At 66.1% G+C, this 13,866-nt stretch carries 14 protein-coding genes; 9 read left to right on the forward strand and 5 right to left on the reverse strand.

Annotated features, from left to right (window positions below):
* The 6 genes from VMJ11_RS19945 to cobA form a co-directional block, all read left to right on the forward strand.
* A partial coding sequence (locus VMJ11_RS19945) for a nitrite/sulfite reductase (RefSeq protein ID WP_325621105.1) occupies window positions 1-1,635 on the forward strand: 1,635 nt, incomplete at its 5' end.
* A gap of 34 nt (window positions 1,636-1,669) precedes the next feature.
* A complete protein-coding gene (locus tag VMJ11_RS19950) occupies window positions 1,670-2,206 on the forward strand; it encodes a DUF934 domain-containing protein (protein ID WP_325621106.1) in 537 nt (178 codons plus the stop codon).
* Window positions 2,203-2,982 carry a phosphoadenylyl-sulfate reductase gene (locus VMJ11_RS19955; protein WP_325621107.1) on the forward strand — a complete coding sequence of 260 codons (780 nt, stop codon included), beginning with the start codon at window positions 2,203-2,205 and terminating at the stop codon, window positions 2,980-2,982. Before VMJ11_RS19950 ends, VMJ11_RS19955 begins: the two co-directional genes overlap by 4 nt.
* 99 nt (window positions 2,983-3,081) lie before the next feature.
* Window positions 3,082-4,044 carry a sulfate adenylyltransferase subunit CysD gene (gene cysD, locus VMJ11_RS19960; RefSeq protein ID WP_325621108.1) on the forward strand — a complete coding sequence of 321 codons (963 nt, stop codon included), beginning with the start codon at window positions 3,082-3,084 and terminating at the stop codon, window positions 4,042-4,044.
* Window positions 4,045-4,069: 25 nt separating this feature from the next.
* Window positions 4,070-5,386, forward strand: coding sequence for a sulfate adenylyltransferase subunit 1 (locus VMJ11_RS19965; protein WP_325621109.1), 1,317 nt, complete (start codon window positions 4,070-4,072; stop codon window positions 5,384-5,386).
* A 53-nt stretch (window positions 5,387-5,439) separates the two neighbouring features.
* Entirely contained in the window at window positions 5,440-6,225 is a 786-nt protein-coding gene (gene cobA / locus VMJ11_RS19970) for a uroporphyrinogen-III C-methyltransferase (protein ID WP_325621110.1), read from the forward strand.
* 71 nt (window positions 6,226-6,296) lie between these two features.
* On the opposite strand, the gene VMJ11_RS19975 is transcribed toward cobA, so the two are convergent.
* Genes VMJ11_RS19975 through lptF form a run of 3 tightly spaced genes read right to left on the reverse strand, consistent with a single transcriptional unit; the run spans window position 6,297 to window position 8,956 of the window.
* Window positions 6,297-6,683: a CbiX/SirB N-terminal domain-containing protein gene (locus VMJ11_RS19975; protein ID WP_325621111.1), complete on the reverse strand. Its 387-nt coding sequence runs from the start codon at window positions 6,681-6,683 to the stop codon at window positions 6,297-6,299.
* Window positions 6,684-6,703: 20 nt separating this feature from the next.
* A complete protein-coding gene (lptG, locus tag VMJ11_RS19980) occupies window positions 6,704-7,852 on the reverse strand; it encodes an LPS export ABC transporter permease LptG (RefSeq protein WP_325621112.1) in 1,149 nt (382 codons plus the stop codon).
* Between the two features lie 3 nt (window positions 7,853-7,855).
* On the reverse strand, window positions 7,856-8,956 hold the full coding sequence (gene lptF / locus VMJ11_RS19985) for an LPS export ABC transporter permease LptF (RefSeq protein WP_325621113.1): 1,101 nt from the start codon (window positions 8,954-8,956) through the stop codon (window positions 7,856-7,858).
* A 133-nt stretch (window positions 8,957-9,089) separates the two neighbouring features.
* Between lptF and VMJ11_RS19990 the strand changes: the two genes are divergently transcribed.
* Genes VMJ11_RS19990 through VMJ11_RS20000 form a run of 3 tightly spaced genes read left to right on the forward strand, consistent with a single transcriptional unit; the run spans window position 9,090 to window position 11,517 of the window.
* Window positions 9,090-10,616 carry a leucyl aminopeptidase gene (locus VMJ11_RS19990; RefSeq protein ID WP_325621114.1) on the forward strand — a complete coding sequence of 509 codons (1,527 nt, stop codon included), beginning with the start codon at window positions 9,090-9,092 and terminating at the stop codon, window positions 10,614-10,616.
* A gap of 52 nt (window positions 10,617-10,668) precedes the next feature.
* The gene (locus VMJ11_RS19995) at window positions 10,669-11,085 is read left to right on the forward strand and encodes a DNA polymerase III subunit chi (protein WP_325621115.1); all 417 of its coding nucleotides are present in this window, start codon (window positions 10,669-10,671) and stop codon (window positions 11,083-11,085) included.
* 33 nt (window positions 11,086-11,118) lie between these two features.
* A complete protein-coding gene (locus VMJ11_RS20000) occupies window positions 11,119-11,517 on the forward strand; it encodes a DUF2486 family protein (RefSeq protein WP_325621116.1) in 399 nt (132 codons plus the stop codon).
* Between the two features lie 59 nt (window positions 11,518-11,576).
* Here the strand turns inward: VMJ11_RS20000 and VMJ11_RS20005 are convergent, their stop codons facing one another.
* Window positions 11,577-11,942, reverse strand: a complete 366-nt coding sequence (locus tag VMJ11_RS20005) for a c-type cytochrome (protein ID WP_325621117.1) — start codon at window positions 11,940-11,942, stop codon at window positions 11,577-11,579.
* 146 nt (window positions 11,943-12,088) lie between these two features.
* Window positions 12,089-13,762: a dihydroxy-acid dehydratase gene (gene ilvD / locus VMJ11_RS20010; protein ID WP_325621118.1), complete on the reverse strand. Its 1,674-nt coding sequence runs from the start codon at window positions 13,760-13,762 to the stop codon at window positions 12,089-12,091.
* Between the last annotated feature and the right edge of the window lie 104 nt (window positions 13,763-13,866).

Below are 13,866 nucleotides of genomic sequence, written 5' to 3' on the forward strand. Positions count from 1 at the left end.
GTCGCGCAATACAGCGACCAGGTTCGCCGCCGCCTGTCGGGCGAATTGAGCGAAGAAGAGTTCCGCCCGCTGCGCCTGCAGAACGGCCTGTATTACCAGCGTCACGCCTACATGCATCGCATCGCGATTCCGTACGGCAACCTGCGCAGCGACCAGTTGCGCATGCTTGGCCGCATCGCGCGCGAGCACGACCGCGGCTACGGCCATTTCTCGACGCGCTCGAACATCCAGTTCAACTGGATCAAGCTCGAAGAAACGCCTGAGATCCTCGCGAAGCTCGCGTCGGTGCAGATGCACGGCATCCAGACTTCGGGCAACTGCATCCGCAACATCACCGCCGACCAGTTCGCGGGCGTCGCGCCCGACGAAGTCATCGATCCGCGTCCGTGGGCCGAGATCATGCGCCAATGGTCGACGTTCCACCCCGAGTTCGCCTGGCTGCCGCGCAAGTTCAAGATCGCCGTCTCGGGCTCGAAGGAAGACCGCGCCGCCGTGCAGATCCACGACCTGGGCGTGTACCTCGAGCGCAACGAGCAGGGCGAAGTCGTCGCGAGCATTCTCGCGGGCGGCGGCCTTGGCCGCACGCCGATCGTCGGCGCCATCATCCGGCGCAACCTGCCGTGGCAGCACATCTTGACCTACTGCGAAGCCGTGCTGCGCGTGTACAACCGCTACGGCCGCCGCGACAACCTCTACAAGGCGCGCATCAAGATTCTCGTGAAGGCGCTCTCGCCGGCCAAGTTCGCCGAGCAGGTCGAAGAAGAGTGGCTGCACCTGAAGGACGGCCCCTCGACGCTCACGCAGGAAGAAGTGGACCGCGTGTCGAAGCATTTCGCGCCGCCCGCTTACGAAAAGCTTGCCGATACGGATACGTCGTACGAGAAGCATCTGCTCGAAGAGCGCGCGTTCGCACGCTGGGTCGAGCGCAACGTGCGCCCGCACCGCGTGCCGGGCTACGCTTCGGTCACGCTCTCGCTCAAGCCGCGCAACATCGCGCCGGGCGACGCCACTGACGCGCAGATGGAAGCCGTGGCCGACTGGGCCGACGAATACTCGTTTGGCCAGATTCGCGTATCGCACGAGCAGAACCTGATCCTCGCGGACGTGAAGAAGCGCGACCTCTTCGCGCTGTGGGAAAAGGCGAAGGCGCAAGGCTTTGCGACGGCGAACATCGGCCTCTTGACCGACATCATCGCGTGCCCGGGCGGCGACTTCTGCTCGCTCGCGAATGCGAAGTCGATCCCCATCGCGCTCGCGATCCAGGAGCGCTTCGACAACCTCGATTTCGTGCACGACCTCGGCGACCTGTCGTTCAACATCTCGGGCTGCATGAACTCGTGCGGTCACCACCACGTCGGCAACATCGGCGTGCTGGGCGTGGACAAGGACGGCGCGGAGTGGTATCAGGTCTCGCTCGGCGGCGAGCAGGGCAACGGCGCCAACGGCGCGCGCCTTGGCCGCGTGATCGGCCCGTCGTTCTCGGCCGAGGAAATGCCCGACGTGGTGCAGAAGGTGATCGACACGTTCGTTGCGCACCGCATCGACGGCGAGCGCTTCATCGACACCTACGACCGCATCGGCATCGCCCCGTTCAAGGAGCGCGTGTACGCCTCGCGCCAGCCGGCCCACGCTTGAGCCACCGCACGCAACGAGATACGAGAGTTAAGCAATGGCATTGATCATCAAACAGCGCGAGATCGTCGAAGACACCTGGCAAGTCGTGCGCGCAGCCGAAGACGGCGCGCTGCCCGAAATTGCCGCGCTGCCCGCGGGCAAGGTGCTGGTGCCGCTCGCGCTGTGGCAGGCCGGGCGCGACGCGCTCGTCGCCTCGCGCAGCAAGGAAGAACTCGGCGTGTGGCTCGCGCCGGACAGTGAACCGGCCGATATCGCCGGCGACTTCGACAAGCTCGCGCTGATCGGCGTGGACTTCCCCGTGTTCCGCGACGGCCGCGGCTATTCGATCGCGCGGCTCTTGCGCGAGCGTTATGGCTACGAGGGCGAACTGCGCGCGATCGGCGACGTGCTTCGCGACCAGTTGCGCTTCTACGAGCGCTGCGGCTTCGATTCGTACGCGCTGCGCGCCGACAAGGACATCCACGACGCGCTCAAGGCGTTCACGGAATTCACGGTGCAGTACCAGGGCGCGTTCGACGAGCCGTCGCCGCTGTTTCGCCGCCGCCTCGCGCAACAGGGCGCCGCAGCATGAGCACCGCCGTGAGTACTTCGGCCCACGAAGTGACGCCTGAGCTACAAGCGAAGATCGAGCGCCTCGACGCGCTGCTCGATTCGATCGCCGCGCGTCACGCCAACGTCAAGCTGGCCAGCAGCCTCGCCGCGGAAGACATGCTGCTCACGCACGCGATTCTTTCGCGAGGCGTCAAGATCGGCGTCTTCTCGCTGAACACGGGACGCCTTCATGCGGAAACGCTCGGCATGCTCGACCGTGTGCGCGAGCGCTACGGCTACGAGATCGAGCAGTTCCATCCGCTGGCCGATGCGGTGGAGGAATACGTCGCCGAGCACGGCCTGAACGCGTTCTACGAGAGCGTCGACCTGCGCAAGCGCTGCTGTGAAATCCGCAAGGTCGAGCCGCTGAACCGTGCGCTCGCGGGCGTCTCGGCCTGGGTCACCGGCCAGCGTCGCGAGCAGTCGGTCACGCGCGCCGAGCTGCACGAGGAAGAGCAGGACAGCGCTCGCGGCATCGCCAAGTTCAATCCGCTCGCGGACTGGACCGAAGCCGACGTCTGGACGTATCTGCGCGCCTTCGACGTGCCCGTGAATCCGCTGCATGCGCGCGGCTACCCGAGCATCGGCTGCGAACCCTGCACGCGCGCCGTGCGCCCCGGCGAGGACAGCCGCGCGGGCCGCTGGTGGTGGGAGTCGCGCGACACGAAGGAGTGCGGCTTGCATATCAGCTCCGTGTCCGCCATTCCGGTCGTGGAAGTGTCGTCCGAAATGTCGTCGATCAGCCAGCCGAACTAAGATTGAAACTTGTTGCGCCGTCGTCAGAACCGGCGCGACGTCGAATACCGAGTACCGCGTGCCCAGTAAAAGGGGTGCGAACAAAGGAAGGATCCCAACATGAGCACGACGCTCGACTCAGCAGTGAACGCGCCGCTTCAGGTCACGGCGAACCGCATGGACCATCTCGACTGGCTCGAAGCCGAGTCGATTCACATCCTGCGTGAACTCGTTGCCGAATGCAGCAAGCCCGCGCTGCTGTTCTCGGGCGGCAAGGATTCGGTCGTCGTGCTGGCGCTCGCGCTGAAGGCATTCGGCCTCGGCGCGAACCGCAAGACCACGCTGCCGTTCCCGCTCGTGCACATCGACACGGGACACAACTACGACGAAGTGATCGACTTTCGCGACCGCCGTGCGGCCGAGATCGGCGCCGAGCTCGTGGTGGGCCACGTCGAGGATTCGATCAAGCGCGGCACCGTGCGCCTGCGCCGCGAGACCGATTCGCGCAACGCCGCGCAAGCGGTCACGCTGCTCGAAACGATCGAGCAATACGGCTACACCGCGATGATCGGCGGCGCGCGCCGCGACGAAGAGAAGGCCCGCGCGAAGGAGCGCATCTTCTCGTTCCGCGACGAATTCGGCCAGTGGGACCCGAAGGCCCAGCGCCCGGAACTGTGGAGCCTCTACAACGCGCGTCTGCACAACGGCGAACACCTGCGCGTGTTCCCGATCTCGAACTGGACCGAGCTCGACGTGTGGCAGTACATCGAACGCGAGAAGCTCGAACTGCCGTCGATCTATTACGCGCACCAGCGCGAGATCGTGCGCCGCAACGGCCTGCTCGTGCCGGTCACGCCGCTCACGCCGATGAAGGAAGGTGAAACGAGCGAGATGGCGCAGGTGCGTTTCCGTACCGTCGGCGACATCAGCTGCACCTGCCCGGTGGAAAGCGATGCCGACGACGTCGAGAAGATCATCGCCGAAACCGCCGTGACCGAAATCACGGAACGCGGCGCGACGCGCATGGACGACCAGACGTCGGAAGCGGCGATGGAACAGCGCAAGAAGCAAGGTTATTTCTAAAGAGCACGACGAGGAACAATTGAACATGGTTACGACGCATCAACCTGAAGACCTCGGCGTGCTGCGCTTCATCACGGCGGGCAGCGTGGACGACGGCAAGAGCACGCTGATCGGCCGCCTGCTGTACGACAGCAAGGCCGTGCTCTCGGATCAGCTCTCGGCGCTCTCGCGCGCGAAGAACAAGCGCACCGTGGGCGACGAGATCGACCTGTCGCTGCTCACCGACGGCCTCGAAGCCGAGCGCGAGCAGGGCATCACGATCGACGTGGCGTACCGCTACTTCGCCACCGCCAAGCGCAAGTTCATCATCGCCGACACGCCGGGCCACGAGCAGTACACGCGCAACATGGTCACGGGCGCTTCGACGGCGCATGCCGCGATCATCCTCATCGATCCCACGCGCGTGACGGTCGAGGATGGCGTCACGCAACTGCTGCCGCAAACCAAGCGCCATAGCGCCATCGTCAAGCTGCTCGGCCTGCAGCACGTGATCGTCGCGATCAACAAGATGGATCTGGTGGACTACAGCGAAGCGACGTTCAACCTGATCCGCGAAGCCTATGTCGGGCTCGCGCGCCAGCTGGGTCTCTCCGATGTGCGCTTCGTGCCGGTGTCGGCGCTCAAGGGCGACAACATCGTGGCCGCGAGCGAGCGCATGCCGTGGTACGCGGGCGAGCCGCTGCTCGACGTGCTCGAGTCGTTGCCGGTCGCACAGGCCACGGGCGAGGCGCTGCGCTTCCCGGTGCAATGGGTCGCGCGCCAGGACGGCTCGAGCGCCGACGACTTCCGCGGCTACATGGGCCGCGTCGAAGCCGGCGAAGTGAAGCTCGGCGACGCCATCACGGTGCTGCCTGCGGGCCGCAGCGCGACGGTCGCCGAAATCATCGCGCCGGTGCCGGGCGGCACGGCGCAGGTCGACCGCGCGTTCGCGGGGCAGACCGTCACGATCCGTCTCGCCGAAGACGTGGACGTTTCGCGCGGCGACACCTTCGTGCCGGCGGCCGACGGCATCCAGCCGGCGAAGAAGCTCGAAGCGGACCTCTGCTGGTTCGACGACGAACCGCTTTCGCCGCAGCGCAAGTACCTGCTCAAGCAGACCACCAGCACGGTGTTCGCGAAGATCGGCGCAATCAAGCAGGTGCTGGACGTGCATACGCTTTCGCACGCGACCGACCGCCTCGACCTCGCGATGAACGATATCGGCCGCGTGGCGCTCTCGTTGCAAAAGCCGCTCGTCTGCGACCTGTATGATGCGAATCCTGGCACCGGCGCATTCGTGCTGATCGACGAAGCGACGCATCACACGGTCGCGGCCGGCATGATCCGCGCGTTCTCCGCGTGAGGCTTTCCGCCCGGTAGCGCGCCAACGCCTGCCGACAGGAGATTCGAAAGTCAATGGGTAAGGTATATCTGATCGGCGCGGGCCCGGGCGCGGCGGACCTCATCACGGTACGCGGCGCACGGTTGCTCGCCAGCGCCGACGTTGTGCTGCACGACGCGCTCGTCGAGCCGGCCATGCTCGACTACGCGCCGCAAGGCGCGAAGTTCATCGCGGTCGGCAAGCGCTGCGGGCAGCGCTCCACGGCGCAGCACTTCATCAACAAGCAGCTCGTTGATGCGGCGCGCGAACACGCGGTGGTCGTGCGCCTGAAGGGCGGCGACCCGATGCTGTTCGGCCGCGCCGACGAGGAAATGCGTGCGCTCGAAGCGGCCGGCATCGAGTTCGAAGTCGTGCCGGGCATTACCGCAGCGCTCGCGAGCGCGGCCACGCTGCAACGTTCGCTCACGCTGCGCGGCGTGGCGCGCAGCGTCGCGCTCGCCACGTATTCGCGCGCGGCGGGCAGCGAGGAAATTCGCGAGCAGGTGAACGCCGATTCGCTCGTGTTCTACATGGGCCGCGACAGCGCGCCCGAAATCGCGAGCCAGCTCATCGAGGCGGGCCGCGCAGGTGCGACACCGGTGGCGATCGTCGAAGCGTGCAGCACCGCGCGTGAGCGCATGCTCACGCTCACGCTGGCGGGGCTCGCCGCGGGTGAAGCGCAGGACTGGCTCGACCCGGCGCAGCCGAGCCTGCTCATGATCGGCGCGGCGTTCGCCGAGAGGGCAGGGCAAGCGCATCGCGGGGACGAGGCCGCGGAAGAAACGCAGGACACGCATCAAGGTCGCCGCGCCGCGGCGTAAGCGCGATCGGCCTGGTGCCGCAATGGTGGAATGCAAGGCGGGCTGCTTTCGAGCAGCCCGTTTTTTATGCGTCAGCGCGGCTCGGCGCTCTGATTTTCGAGGCAATACTGCACGATCGCATCGAGCACGGCGTCGTCCTCGCCCACGGCCCCCGCGCAGCGCAGGCGCACTTCGGGGTGCAGCGCCTGGCACTGCGCGATCAGCGCGGGCAGATCGCGGCGCACGTGGCCGCCCTGGCCGAAGAACACGGGGATGACCGTAATCGTGTCGCAGCCGGCCTCGACTTGCCCGGCGATGGCCGTGGGCAGGTCGGGCGTCATGAGTTCGAGAAAGGCTAGACCCACCGGCGCCGCTTCGCCGCGCGCGGCGGCGAGCTTGACGGCGAGCCGCTGAAACGGCTCTTGCCAGCGCGCGTCGCGCGCGCCGTGGCCAAAGAGGATCATGCCGTGGGTGCCCATGCCTGCCGATGCCCGCAAAGTCAGTGCCGGTCGACCCATTTCAGCCCGATCAGGCCGACGGCGAGGTAGATGAGCCCGGGTGTCGCCGCCGTGAGCGGCGCGGGCCAGGTGTTCAGTGTACCCACGTGCGAGAACAGCGTGTTGACGAGCTGGAAGCTCATGCCGAGCATGATCCCGCCGAACACCTTCATGCCCACCACGCCCGCGCGCGTGTGCAGATACGCGAACGGCAGCGAAAGCACGAGCATCACGAACACGGCGAACGGGTAGAGCAGCTTGCGCCAGAAAGCGATCTGGTAGCGCTGCGCGTCCTGATGGTTCTCCGTCAAATGCTGGATGTAGCGGAACAGATTGAACATCGACATGCGGTCGGGCGAAACGAGCAGCACCGAGAGAATGTTCGGCGTGAGCTCCGAGCGCAGCGAGTATTCGGGCGCCGAAGTCTGCTGCGCGCGATAGACCGGGTTGAGCGCGTCGACCGGCTGGTTTTGCGGCGGCGGCACGCCGATCAGCTGGGTGTCGGTCACGTCCTTGAGCAGCCAGTGGCCCGGCGGCTGATAGGTGCCGCTCTTCGCGAGCCGCACGTTGGTGAGCCGGAACAGCGAATCGAATTCGTAGATGCGCACGTTCGTGATCGTCGCATCGGGCAGCAGCTCGCCGACGTTGACGAAACGCGTGACCTGCTCGCCGTCGGCGCGCGCGGTGAGCGTGTCCTTCACCCAGACGCCCGACTGGAAATTGCTCGACACCGCCGAGCCGAGCGCCTCGAGACGCACGCGCTCCGAGAGCTGGTCGGTGTAGGGCCCGACCACTTCGCCGATCACATAGGTCAGGAGTACGAGCGGAATGCCGATCTTCAGCAGCGAGCCGAGCGCCTGCCGCGTGGCGAGGCCGGACACACGAAAGATCGTGTATTCCGAGTTCGCGGCCATTTGCGCGAACACGTAGATCGTGGCGATGAGCGCCGCGACCGGAATGATCTCGTAGAGCCGCGAAGGCGCCTGCAGCGCCACGCGCAGCACGGCGTACTGGAACTTGTAGTTGCCGTGCCCGACCGAGTTCAGCTCGTTGATGAGGTCGAAGAAGAAGAACAGGCCGGAGAAGGCGAACAGGATGAAGATGAACGTCAGGTAGACCTGGCGAGCGAAGTATTTCTCGTAGATGCGCATCGGTCAGCTCCCCTGGGGCGCGCGATGGAACATCGCACGCGTGAAGAGCGGCCGGTTGCGCACGCGCATCCAGAAGATGAACACGACGAGCGCGAACACCACGACGTGCAGCGCGAGAAGGCCGACGCCGAACGACATCTTGCCCTGCTCGATCTGCGATTGCACGACGTTGAGCAGGTTCGAATAGGTGAGGTAGATCAGCACGGCCATCACGAGATTGATTGTGCGGCTGCGACGCGGGTTCTGATAGGCGAGCGGAATGCCGAGCAGCATCAGGTTGATCGCGATCAGCGGCAGGCCGGCGCGCCACGCGAGCTCGCCGAGGTTGTCGCGGGTCGGATGGCGCAACAGGCCCGGCGTGGACGTGGTGCTCGCCGACGGCGTGGACACCACGGGCTGGCTCGTGATCTTCACGCCATAGCGCTGGAACTCGCTGATGCGAAAGTCGGGATGCCCGGGTTCGCCGTCGTAGCGGCGGCCATTTTCGAGCACGACGAAGCGGTCGCCGTTCTTCATGGTTTCCGTGTGGCCCGTCTTCGAGACGATCACGTTGACCTTGCCGTTCTCCGTGCTCGTCACGAACACGTTCTCCACGTGCGCCTGGTCTGGGCTCATGCTCTCGATGAAGAACACGCGGTTGGTAGTGGGCGACTCGCGGAACTGGCCGGGCGCGAGCAGCGACACTTCGTCACGCTGCTGGAAGCGCGCGCGGATCAGCTTGCTCTGCGCGTTCGACCACGGCCAGCCGACGAAGGCGAAGAACACCACGAGCAGGATGATCGGCGTGGAGAACACGGCGATCGGCTTGATGAGGCGCGTGAGGCTCACTCCGGAGGAGAGCCACACGACCATCTCGGAATCCTTGTACCAGCGCGTGAGCACGAACAGGATCGACACGAAGAGCGTGACGATCAGCATCACGGCCATGTAGCCGATCACGGTGAGGCCGATCAGCACCAGCACGTCGCGCGGGTCGATCTGGCCCGACGCCGCGAAGCCGACGATGCGGATCATCATCGTCGTGAGCATGATCGTGAGCAGAACCATGAACACGGCGCCGGCCGTGTACGCGAGTTCGCGCTGCAGGGAACGTTCGAAGATCATTCTAGATGGGCAGGGCGGCGGGCCCATGCCGGGGGCGCGCAGCTCGCGCAACCACCCAGGAGCCGCCACGGGAAAAATAGCGGATAATTGCGGCTTTCATCCTAAGCCCTGATTTTATCCGAGGACAAGCGCGATGGACTTTAGCATAAAAGCCTGTGATTGGAGCAAAGGCGGGGAGGCCTCCTTCCTGACCGGCAAGTCGGACTGCATCGTGGTCGGCGTATTCGAGGCGCAAACCCTCTCGGGCGCGGCGTTCACGATCGACAGCGCCATTGGCGGCGCAATCGCGCGCGTCGTCAAGGCCGGCGACATCGACGGCAAGGCCGGCTCCACACTGTTGCTTCCGGAAGTGAGCGGCATCGGCGCCTCGCGCGTGCTGCTCGTGGGCCTCGGCAAGCAGGACGCCTTCGGCCAGAAGGCCTACGGCGACGCCGTCAAGGCCGCCTGGCGCGTGATCCTCGGCACGAAAATCGCGCAGGTCACGTTCTCGCTCGCGCAACTGCCGGTGAAGGAGCGCACGGGCGACTGGTGCGTGCGCACGGCCATTCTCGCGCTGCGCAACGAGACCTATCGCTTCACGCAAATGAAGAGCAAGCCCGACGTGGCGCAGCGCGCGTTGAAGCGCGTGGTCTTCAGCGTCGACGCCGCCGACGAGAAAGCCGCGAAACTCGCGGCGAAGCAGGCCGCGGCGCTCGCCAACGGCATGGATCTCACGCGCGACCTCGGCAATCTGCCGGGCAACGTCTGCACGCCCACCTATCTCGCGGCCACGGCCAAGAAGCTCGCGCGCGACTGGAAGCTCAAGGTCGAGGTGCTCGGCCAGCGCCAGATCGAAGCGCTCAAGATGGGCTCGTTTCTTTCGGTAACGAAGGGCTCGGTCGAGCCGCCGCAGTTCATCGTGCTGCACTATCAGGGCGCAAGCGCCAAGGCCGCGCCTATCGTGCTCGTCGGCAAGGGCATCACGTTCGACACGGGCGGCATCTCGCTCAAGCCTGGCGAGGGCATGGACGAGATGAAGTACGACATGTGCGGCGCGGGCTCGGTGCTCGGCACGATGCGCGCGGTCGCCGAAATGGGGCTCAAGCTGAATGTCATCGGCATCATCCCGACTTGCGAGAACATGCCCGCGGGCAACGCCACCAAACCGGGCGACATCGTCACGACCATGTCGGGCCTGACCGTCGAGGTGCTCAACACCGACGCCGAAGGCCGCCTGATCCTGTGCGATGCGCTCACCTATGCCGAGCGCTTCAAGCCGGCCGCCGTGATCGACATCGCCACGCTCACGGGCGCGTGCATTATCGCGCTCGGCCATCACAACAGCGGCCTGTTCTCGAAGGACGACGCGCTCGCGGGCGAGCTGCTCGACGCATCGCGCGAAGCGAACGATCCGGCCTGGCGCCTGCCGCTCGACGACGAGTATCAGGAACAGCTCAAGTCGAACTTCGCCGACCTCGCCAACATCGGCGGGCGTCCGGCGGGCAGCGTGACGGCGGCGTGCTTCCTCTCGCGCTTCACGGAAAGCTACCCGTGGGCGCACCTCGACATTGCGGGCACCGCATGGAAGAGCGGCGCGGCGAAGGGCGCGACGGGCCGCCCCGTGCCGCTGCTCGCGCAGTTCCTGATCGACCGGGCCGCGGACGCTCGCTCGGCGCAATGAAGCCAGGCACGACGATTGCGACGCGTGTGACGGTGGGCGAGGTGGCCCGGGCATGACGCGTATCGATTTCCACACGAACGTCGGCGACTCGCTGCTGTATGCGTGCCGGCTCGTGCGCAAGGCTTATCTGGCGGGCGAGCAGGCGGTCGTGCTGGCCGAGCCTGCGCGCCTGCGCGCGTTCGACGAGATGCTGTGGACGTTCGCGCCGCTCGAGTTCGTGCCGCACTGCATGGCCGAAAGTCCGCACGCCGTCACGACGCCCATCGTGCTGGCGGCCGATCTGGAGCGTGCGCCGCATCATCGCGTGCTGCTCAACCTCGGCGCGGCGGTGCCGCCTCAGTTCGCGCGCTTCGAGCGCCTGCTCGAGGTGATCGGCGATGCGCCCGACGAACTCGCGTCGGGCCGCGAGCGCTATCGTTTCTACCGCGACCGCGGTTACGCGCTCAACAACTACAAGCAGGGCGGCTGAGGCCGCACCGCTCTTCGATCGATGGAGGCAATCGTGTCCGGCTTGCACGACAAGGAAGAGGTTTCAATTCCGCTGTTGAGCGACGTTCTGGTGTCCGGCAACCCGCTGCGCGCGAGCAGTGTGGAGCGGGCGCGCGCCGCGGTGGCCGCTTCCGTCAAGGCGAGCGTGCCCGAACCCGAGGGTCTGTTCGCCCACGACGCCGACGCCCTGGTGGAACGCTTGCGCGGCCGCTGCATGACCTGGCTCACGGGCGAAGGCCGCGCCGTGATCGAGGCGCGCTGCAGTGCCGCGATGCAGGAACATTCGACCTGGCTCGTGGGCCAGGTGTCGCGCGAAATCGGTCTCGCGCTCGAAACCGAGCTCAAGGTGTGGGTGAAGGCCGCTGTTCGCGAAGAGCTGGCGGCGCGCGCGGGTCATCCGCCTTCGGCCTGATTGCATGGCATGCGCGGCGGCGCAATGCGCCGCGCGCCCACGTCATCGAGCCGTTGGCCTCATTTCAGCGTGAGGATCCAGTTCGCGAGCGTGGCCGCCTGGCCCGGATTCAACTGCGTGTTGGCCGGCATCGGCACGGTGCCCCACACGCCGCTGCTGCCTTCCAGAATCTTGTGCGTGAGATAGGTTTGCGCCTCGGGCTTGCCCGCGTACTTCGCGGCGATATCGCGCAGCGGGGGGCCCATGAACGTGCGTGTCACCGAATGGCAGCTCATGCAGTTCTGTTGCTGCGCGAGCGCGAGGCCCGTCGGAGCGTCCTGCGCGCGGGCCGGGGCTGCGCCGAACGTCAGAGCGCCGAGCGCGCTTATGGCGAGCGCGGCGGCGAGCGTCGCTGTCTTGTTCTTCGCTTGCGACTTTCGTTTCATACTGGTCTCCGCCAGCTTGGGCGCCGGCTGTGTCGTCGCATTATAAAAGCAAAGGGCGCACGTTCCGCGCGTGCGCCCTTTTGTCTTCAGCACCGCAGCGCGGGTTCGGCGCTGCGCCAGGCGAGGCCCCGCCTTCGCCCCTGCCTCTATCCTGTCACCGCGCCCTGGTTGGCCGGGCGCGCGAGCGCCGCGTACTTTGCCAGCACGCCGCGTGTGTAACGCGGCGCCGGCTGCTTCCATGCCGCGCGGCGGCGCGCAAGCTCGGCGTCGTCGACGTTCAGCTGCAGCAGGAGCTGGTGCGCGTCGATGGTGATCGAATCGCCCTCCTGCACGAGCGCGATCGTGCCGCCTTCGAACGCCTCGGGCGCCACGTGGCCGACCACCATGCCCCAGGTGCCGCCCGAGAAGCGGCCATCGGTGATGAGACCCACCGATTCGCCGAGCCCCTTGCCGATGATCGCCGAAGTCGGCGCCAGCATCTCCGGCATGCCGGGGCCGCCCTTCGGGCCGAGGTAGCGCAGCACGACGACGTCGCCGGCCTTGATCCGGTCCGCAAGGATCGCTTCCATCGCGCTCTGCTCGTCGTCGAATACGCGCGCGGGCCCGGTGATGACCGGGTTCTTCAGGCCCGTGATCTTGGCGACGGCGCCCTCTACCGCGAGGTTGCCCTTGAGGATGGCCAGGTGGCCTTCCTTGTACAACGCCTTGCTGATGGGGAAGATCACCTTCTGGTCGGCGCGCGGCGTGGACGGCACGTCCTTCAGTTCCTCTCCGATGCTCTTGCCCGTGATGGTGATGCAGTCGCCGTGCAGCAGGCCCGCGTCGAGCAAGAGCTTGAGCACCTGGGGAATGCCGCCCGCCTGATGCAGATCGGTCGCGACATACTGGCCCGAGGGCTTCAGGTCGCAGATCACCGGCACCTTCTTGCGCATGCGCTCGAAGTCGTCGATGGTCCACTCGACTTGCGCGGCATGCGCAATGGCGAGATAGTGCAGCACGGCATTGGTCGAGCCGCCCGTCGCCATGATGAGCGCCACGGCGTTCTCGATCGACTTTTTCGTGATGATGTCGCGCGGCTTGAGGTCCTGCTTCACGGCTTCGACGAGCACGCGCGCCGATTCCGCAGCCGAGTCGACTTTTTCCTCGTCGGGGTTGGCCATTGTCGACGAGTACATGAGCGACATGCCGAGCGCCTCGAACGACGAGCTCATCGTGTTGGCCGTGTACATGCCGCCGCACGAGCCCGTGGAGGGGCACGCGTGCGTCTCGATGCCCTCGAAGTCTTCTTCGCTCATGCGCCCGGCCGTGAATTCGCCGACGGCCTCGAACGCCGACACGATGGTCAGCGCCTTGCCCTTCCAGTTGCCGGGCCGGATCGTGCCGCCATACACGTAGATGCCGGGCACGTTCATGCGCGCGAGCGCGATCATGCCGCCTGGCATGTTCTTGTCGCAGCCGCCGATCACGACCACGCCGTCCATCCATTGGCCCTGCACGCAGGTCTCGATGCAGTCCGCGATGACCTCGCGCGAGACGAGCGAGTACTTCATGCCCTCGGTGCCCATCGACATGCCGTCCGAGATGGTGGGCGTGCCGAAGGTCTGGGGGTTCGCGTCGGCGTTCGTGATGGCGGCGACAGCGGCGTCGGCCAGCCGCTGCAGGCCCGCGTTGCAGGGCGTGATCGTGGAGTGGCCGTTGGCGATGCCGATCATCGGCTTGTCGAAGTCGCCTTTCTCGTAGCCGAGCGCGTAATACATCGAACGATTGGGCGAGCGGGCGACGCCTTGCGTGATGTGCTTCGAACGACGGTTATAGGGCATGGGGAACTCCGGTGGACGTTGTCTCGTAGGCCGGCCGTTGTTCTCGTGCGGGCGATTTTTCGTACCTGCGTCGTACCTGCATGCCGGCATGTGATGGCAAGCAT

The organism is Paraburkholderia sp., assembly GCF_035501035.1.
Lineage (GTDB): Bacteria > Pseudomonadota > Gammaproteobacteria > Burkholderiales > Burkholderiaceae > Paraburkholderia.

What these genes read in the sequence shown, in the direction of transcription:
- lptF (WP_325621113.1), bottom strand. Translation starts at nt 8,956, where the DNA reads ATGATCTTCGAACGTTCCCTGCAGCGCGAACTCGCGTACACGGCCGGC.
- ilvD (WP_325621118.1), bottom strand. Translation starts at nt 13,762, where the DNA reads ATGCCCTATAACCGTCGTTCGAAGCACATCACGCAAGGCGTCGCCCGC.
- VMJ11_RS19965 (WP_325621109.1), top strand. Translation starts at nt 4,070, where the DNA reads ATGGTTACGACGCATCAACCTGAAGACCTCGGCGTGCTGCGCTTCATC.
- VMJ11_RS19950 (WP_325621106.1), top strand. Translation starts at nt 1,670, where the DNA reads ATGGCATTGATCATCAAACAGCGCGAGATCGTCGAAGACACCTGGCAA.
- lptG (WP_325621112.1), bottom strand. Translation starts at nt 7,852, where the DNA reads ATGCGCATCTACGAGAAATACTTCGCTCGCCAGGTCTACCTGACGTTC.
- VMJ11_RS19955 (WP_325621107.1), top strand. Translation starts at nt 2,203, where the DNA reads ATGAGCACCGCCGTGAGTACTTCGGCCCACGAAGTGACGCCTGAGCTA.
- VMJ11_RS19995 (WP_325621115.1), top strand. Translation starts at nt 10,669, where the DNA reads ATGACGCGTATCGATTTCCACACGAACGTCGGCGACTCGCTGCTGTAT.
- VMJ11_RS20005 (WP_325621117.1), bottom strand. Translation starts at nt 11,942, where the DNA reads ATGAAACGAAAGTCGCAAGCGAAGAACAAGACAGCGACGCTCGCCGCC.
- cobA (WP_325621110.1), top strand. Translation starts at nt 5,440, where the DNA reads ATGGGTAAGGTATATCTGATCGGCGCGGGCCCGGGCGCGGCGGACCTC.
- VMJ11_RS19975 (WP_325621111.1), bottom strand. Translation starts at nt 6,683, where the DNA reads ATGGGCACCCACGGCATGATCCTCTTTGGCCACGGCGCGCGCGACGCG.
- cysD (WP_325621108.1), top strand. Translation starts at nt 3,082, where the DNA reads ATGAGCACGACGCTCGACTCAGCAGTGAACGCGCCGCTTCAGGTCACG.
- VMJ11_RS19990 (WP_325621114.1), top strand. Translation starts at nt 9,090, where the DNA reads ATGGACTTTAGCATAAAAGCCTGTGATTGGAGCAAAGGCGGGGAGGCC.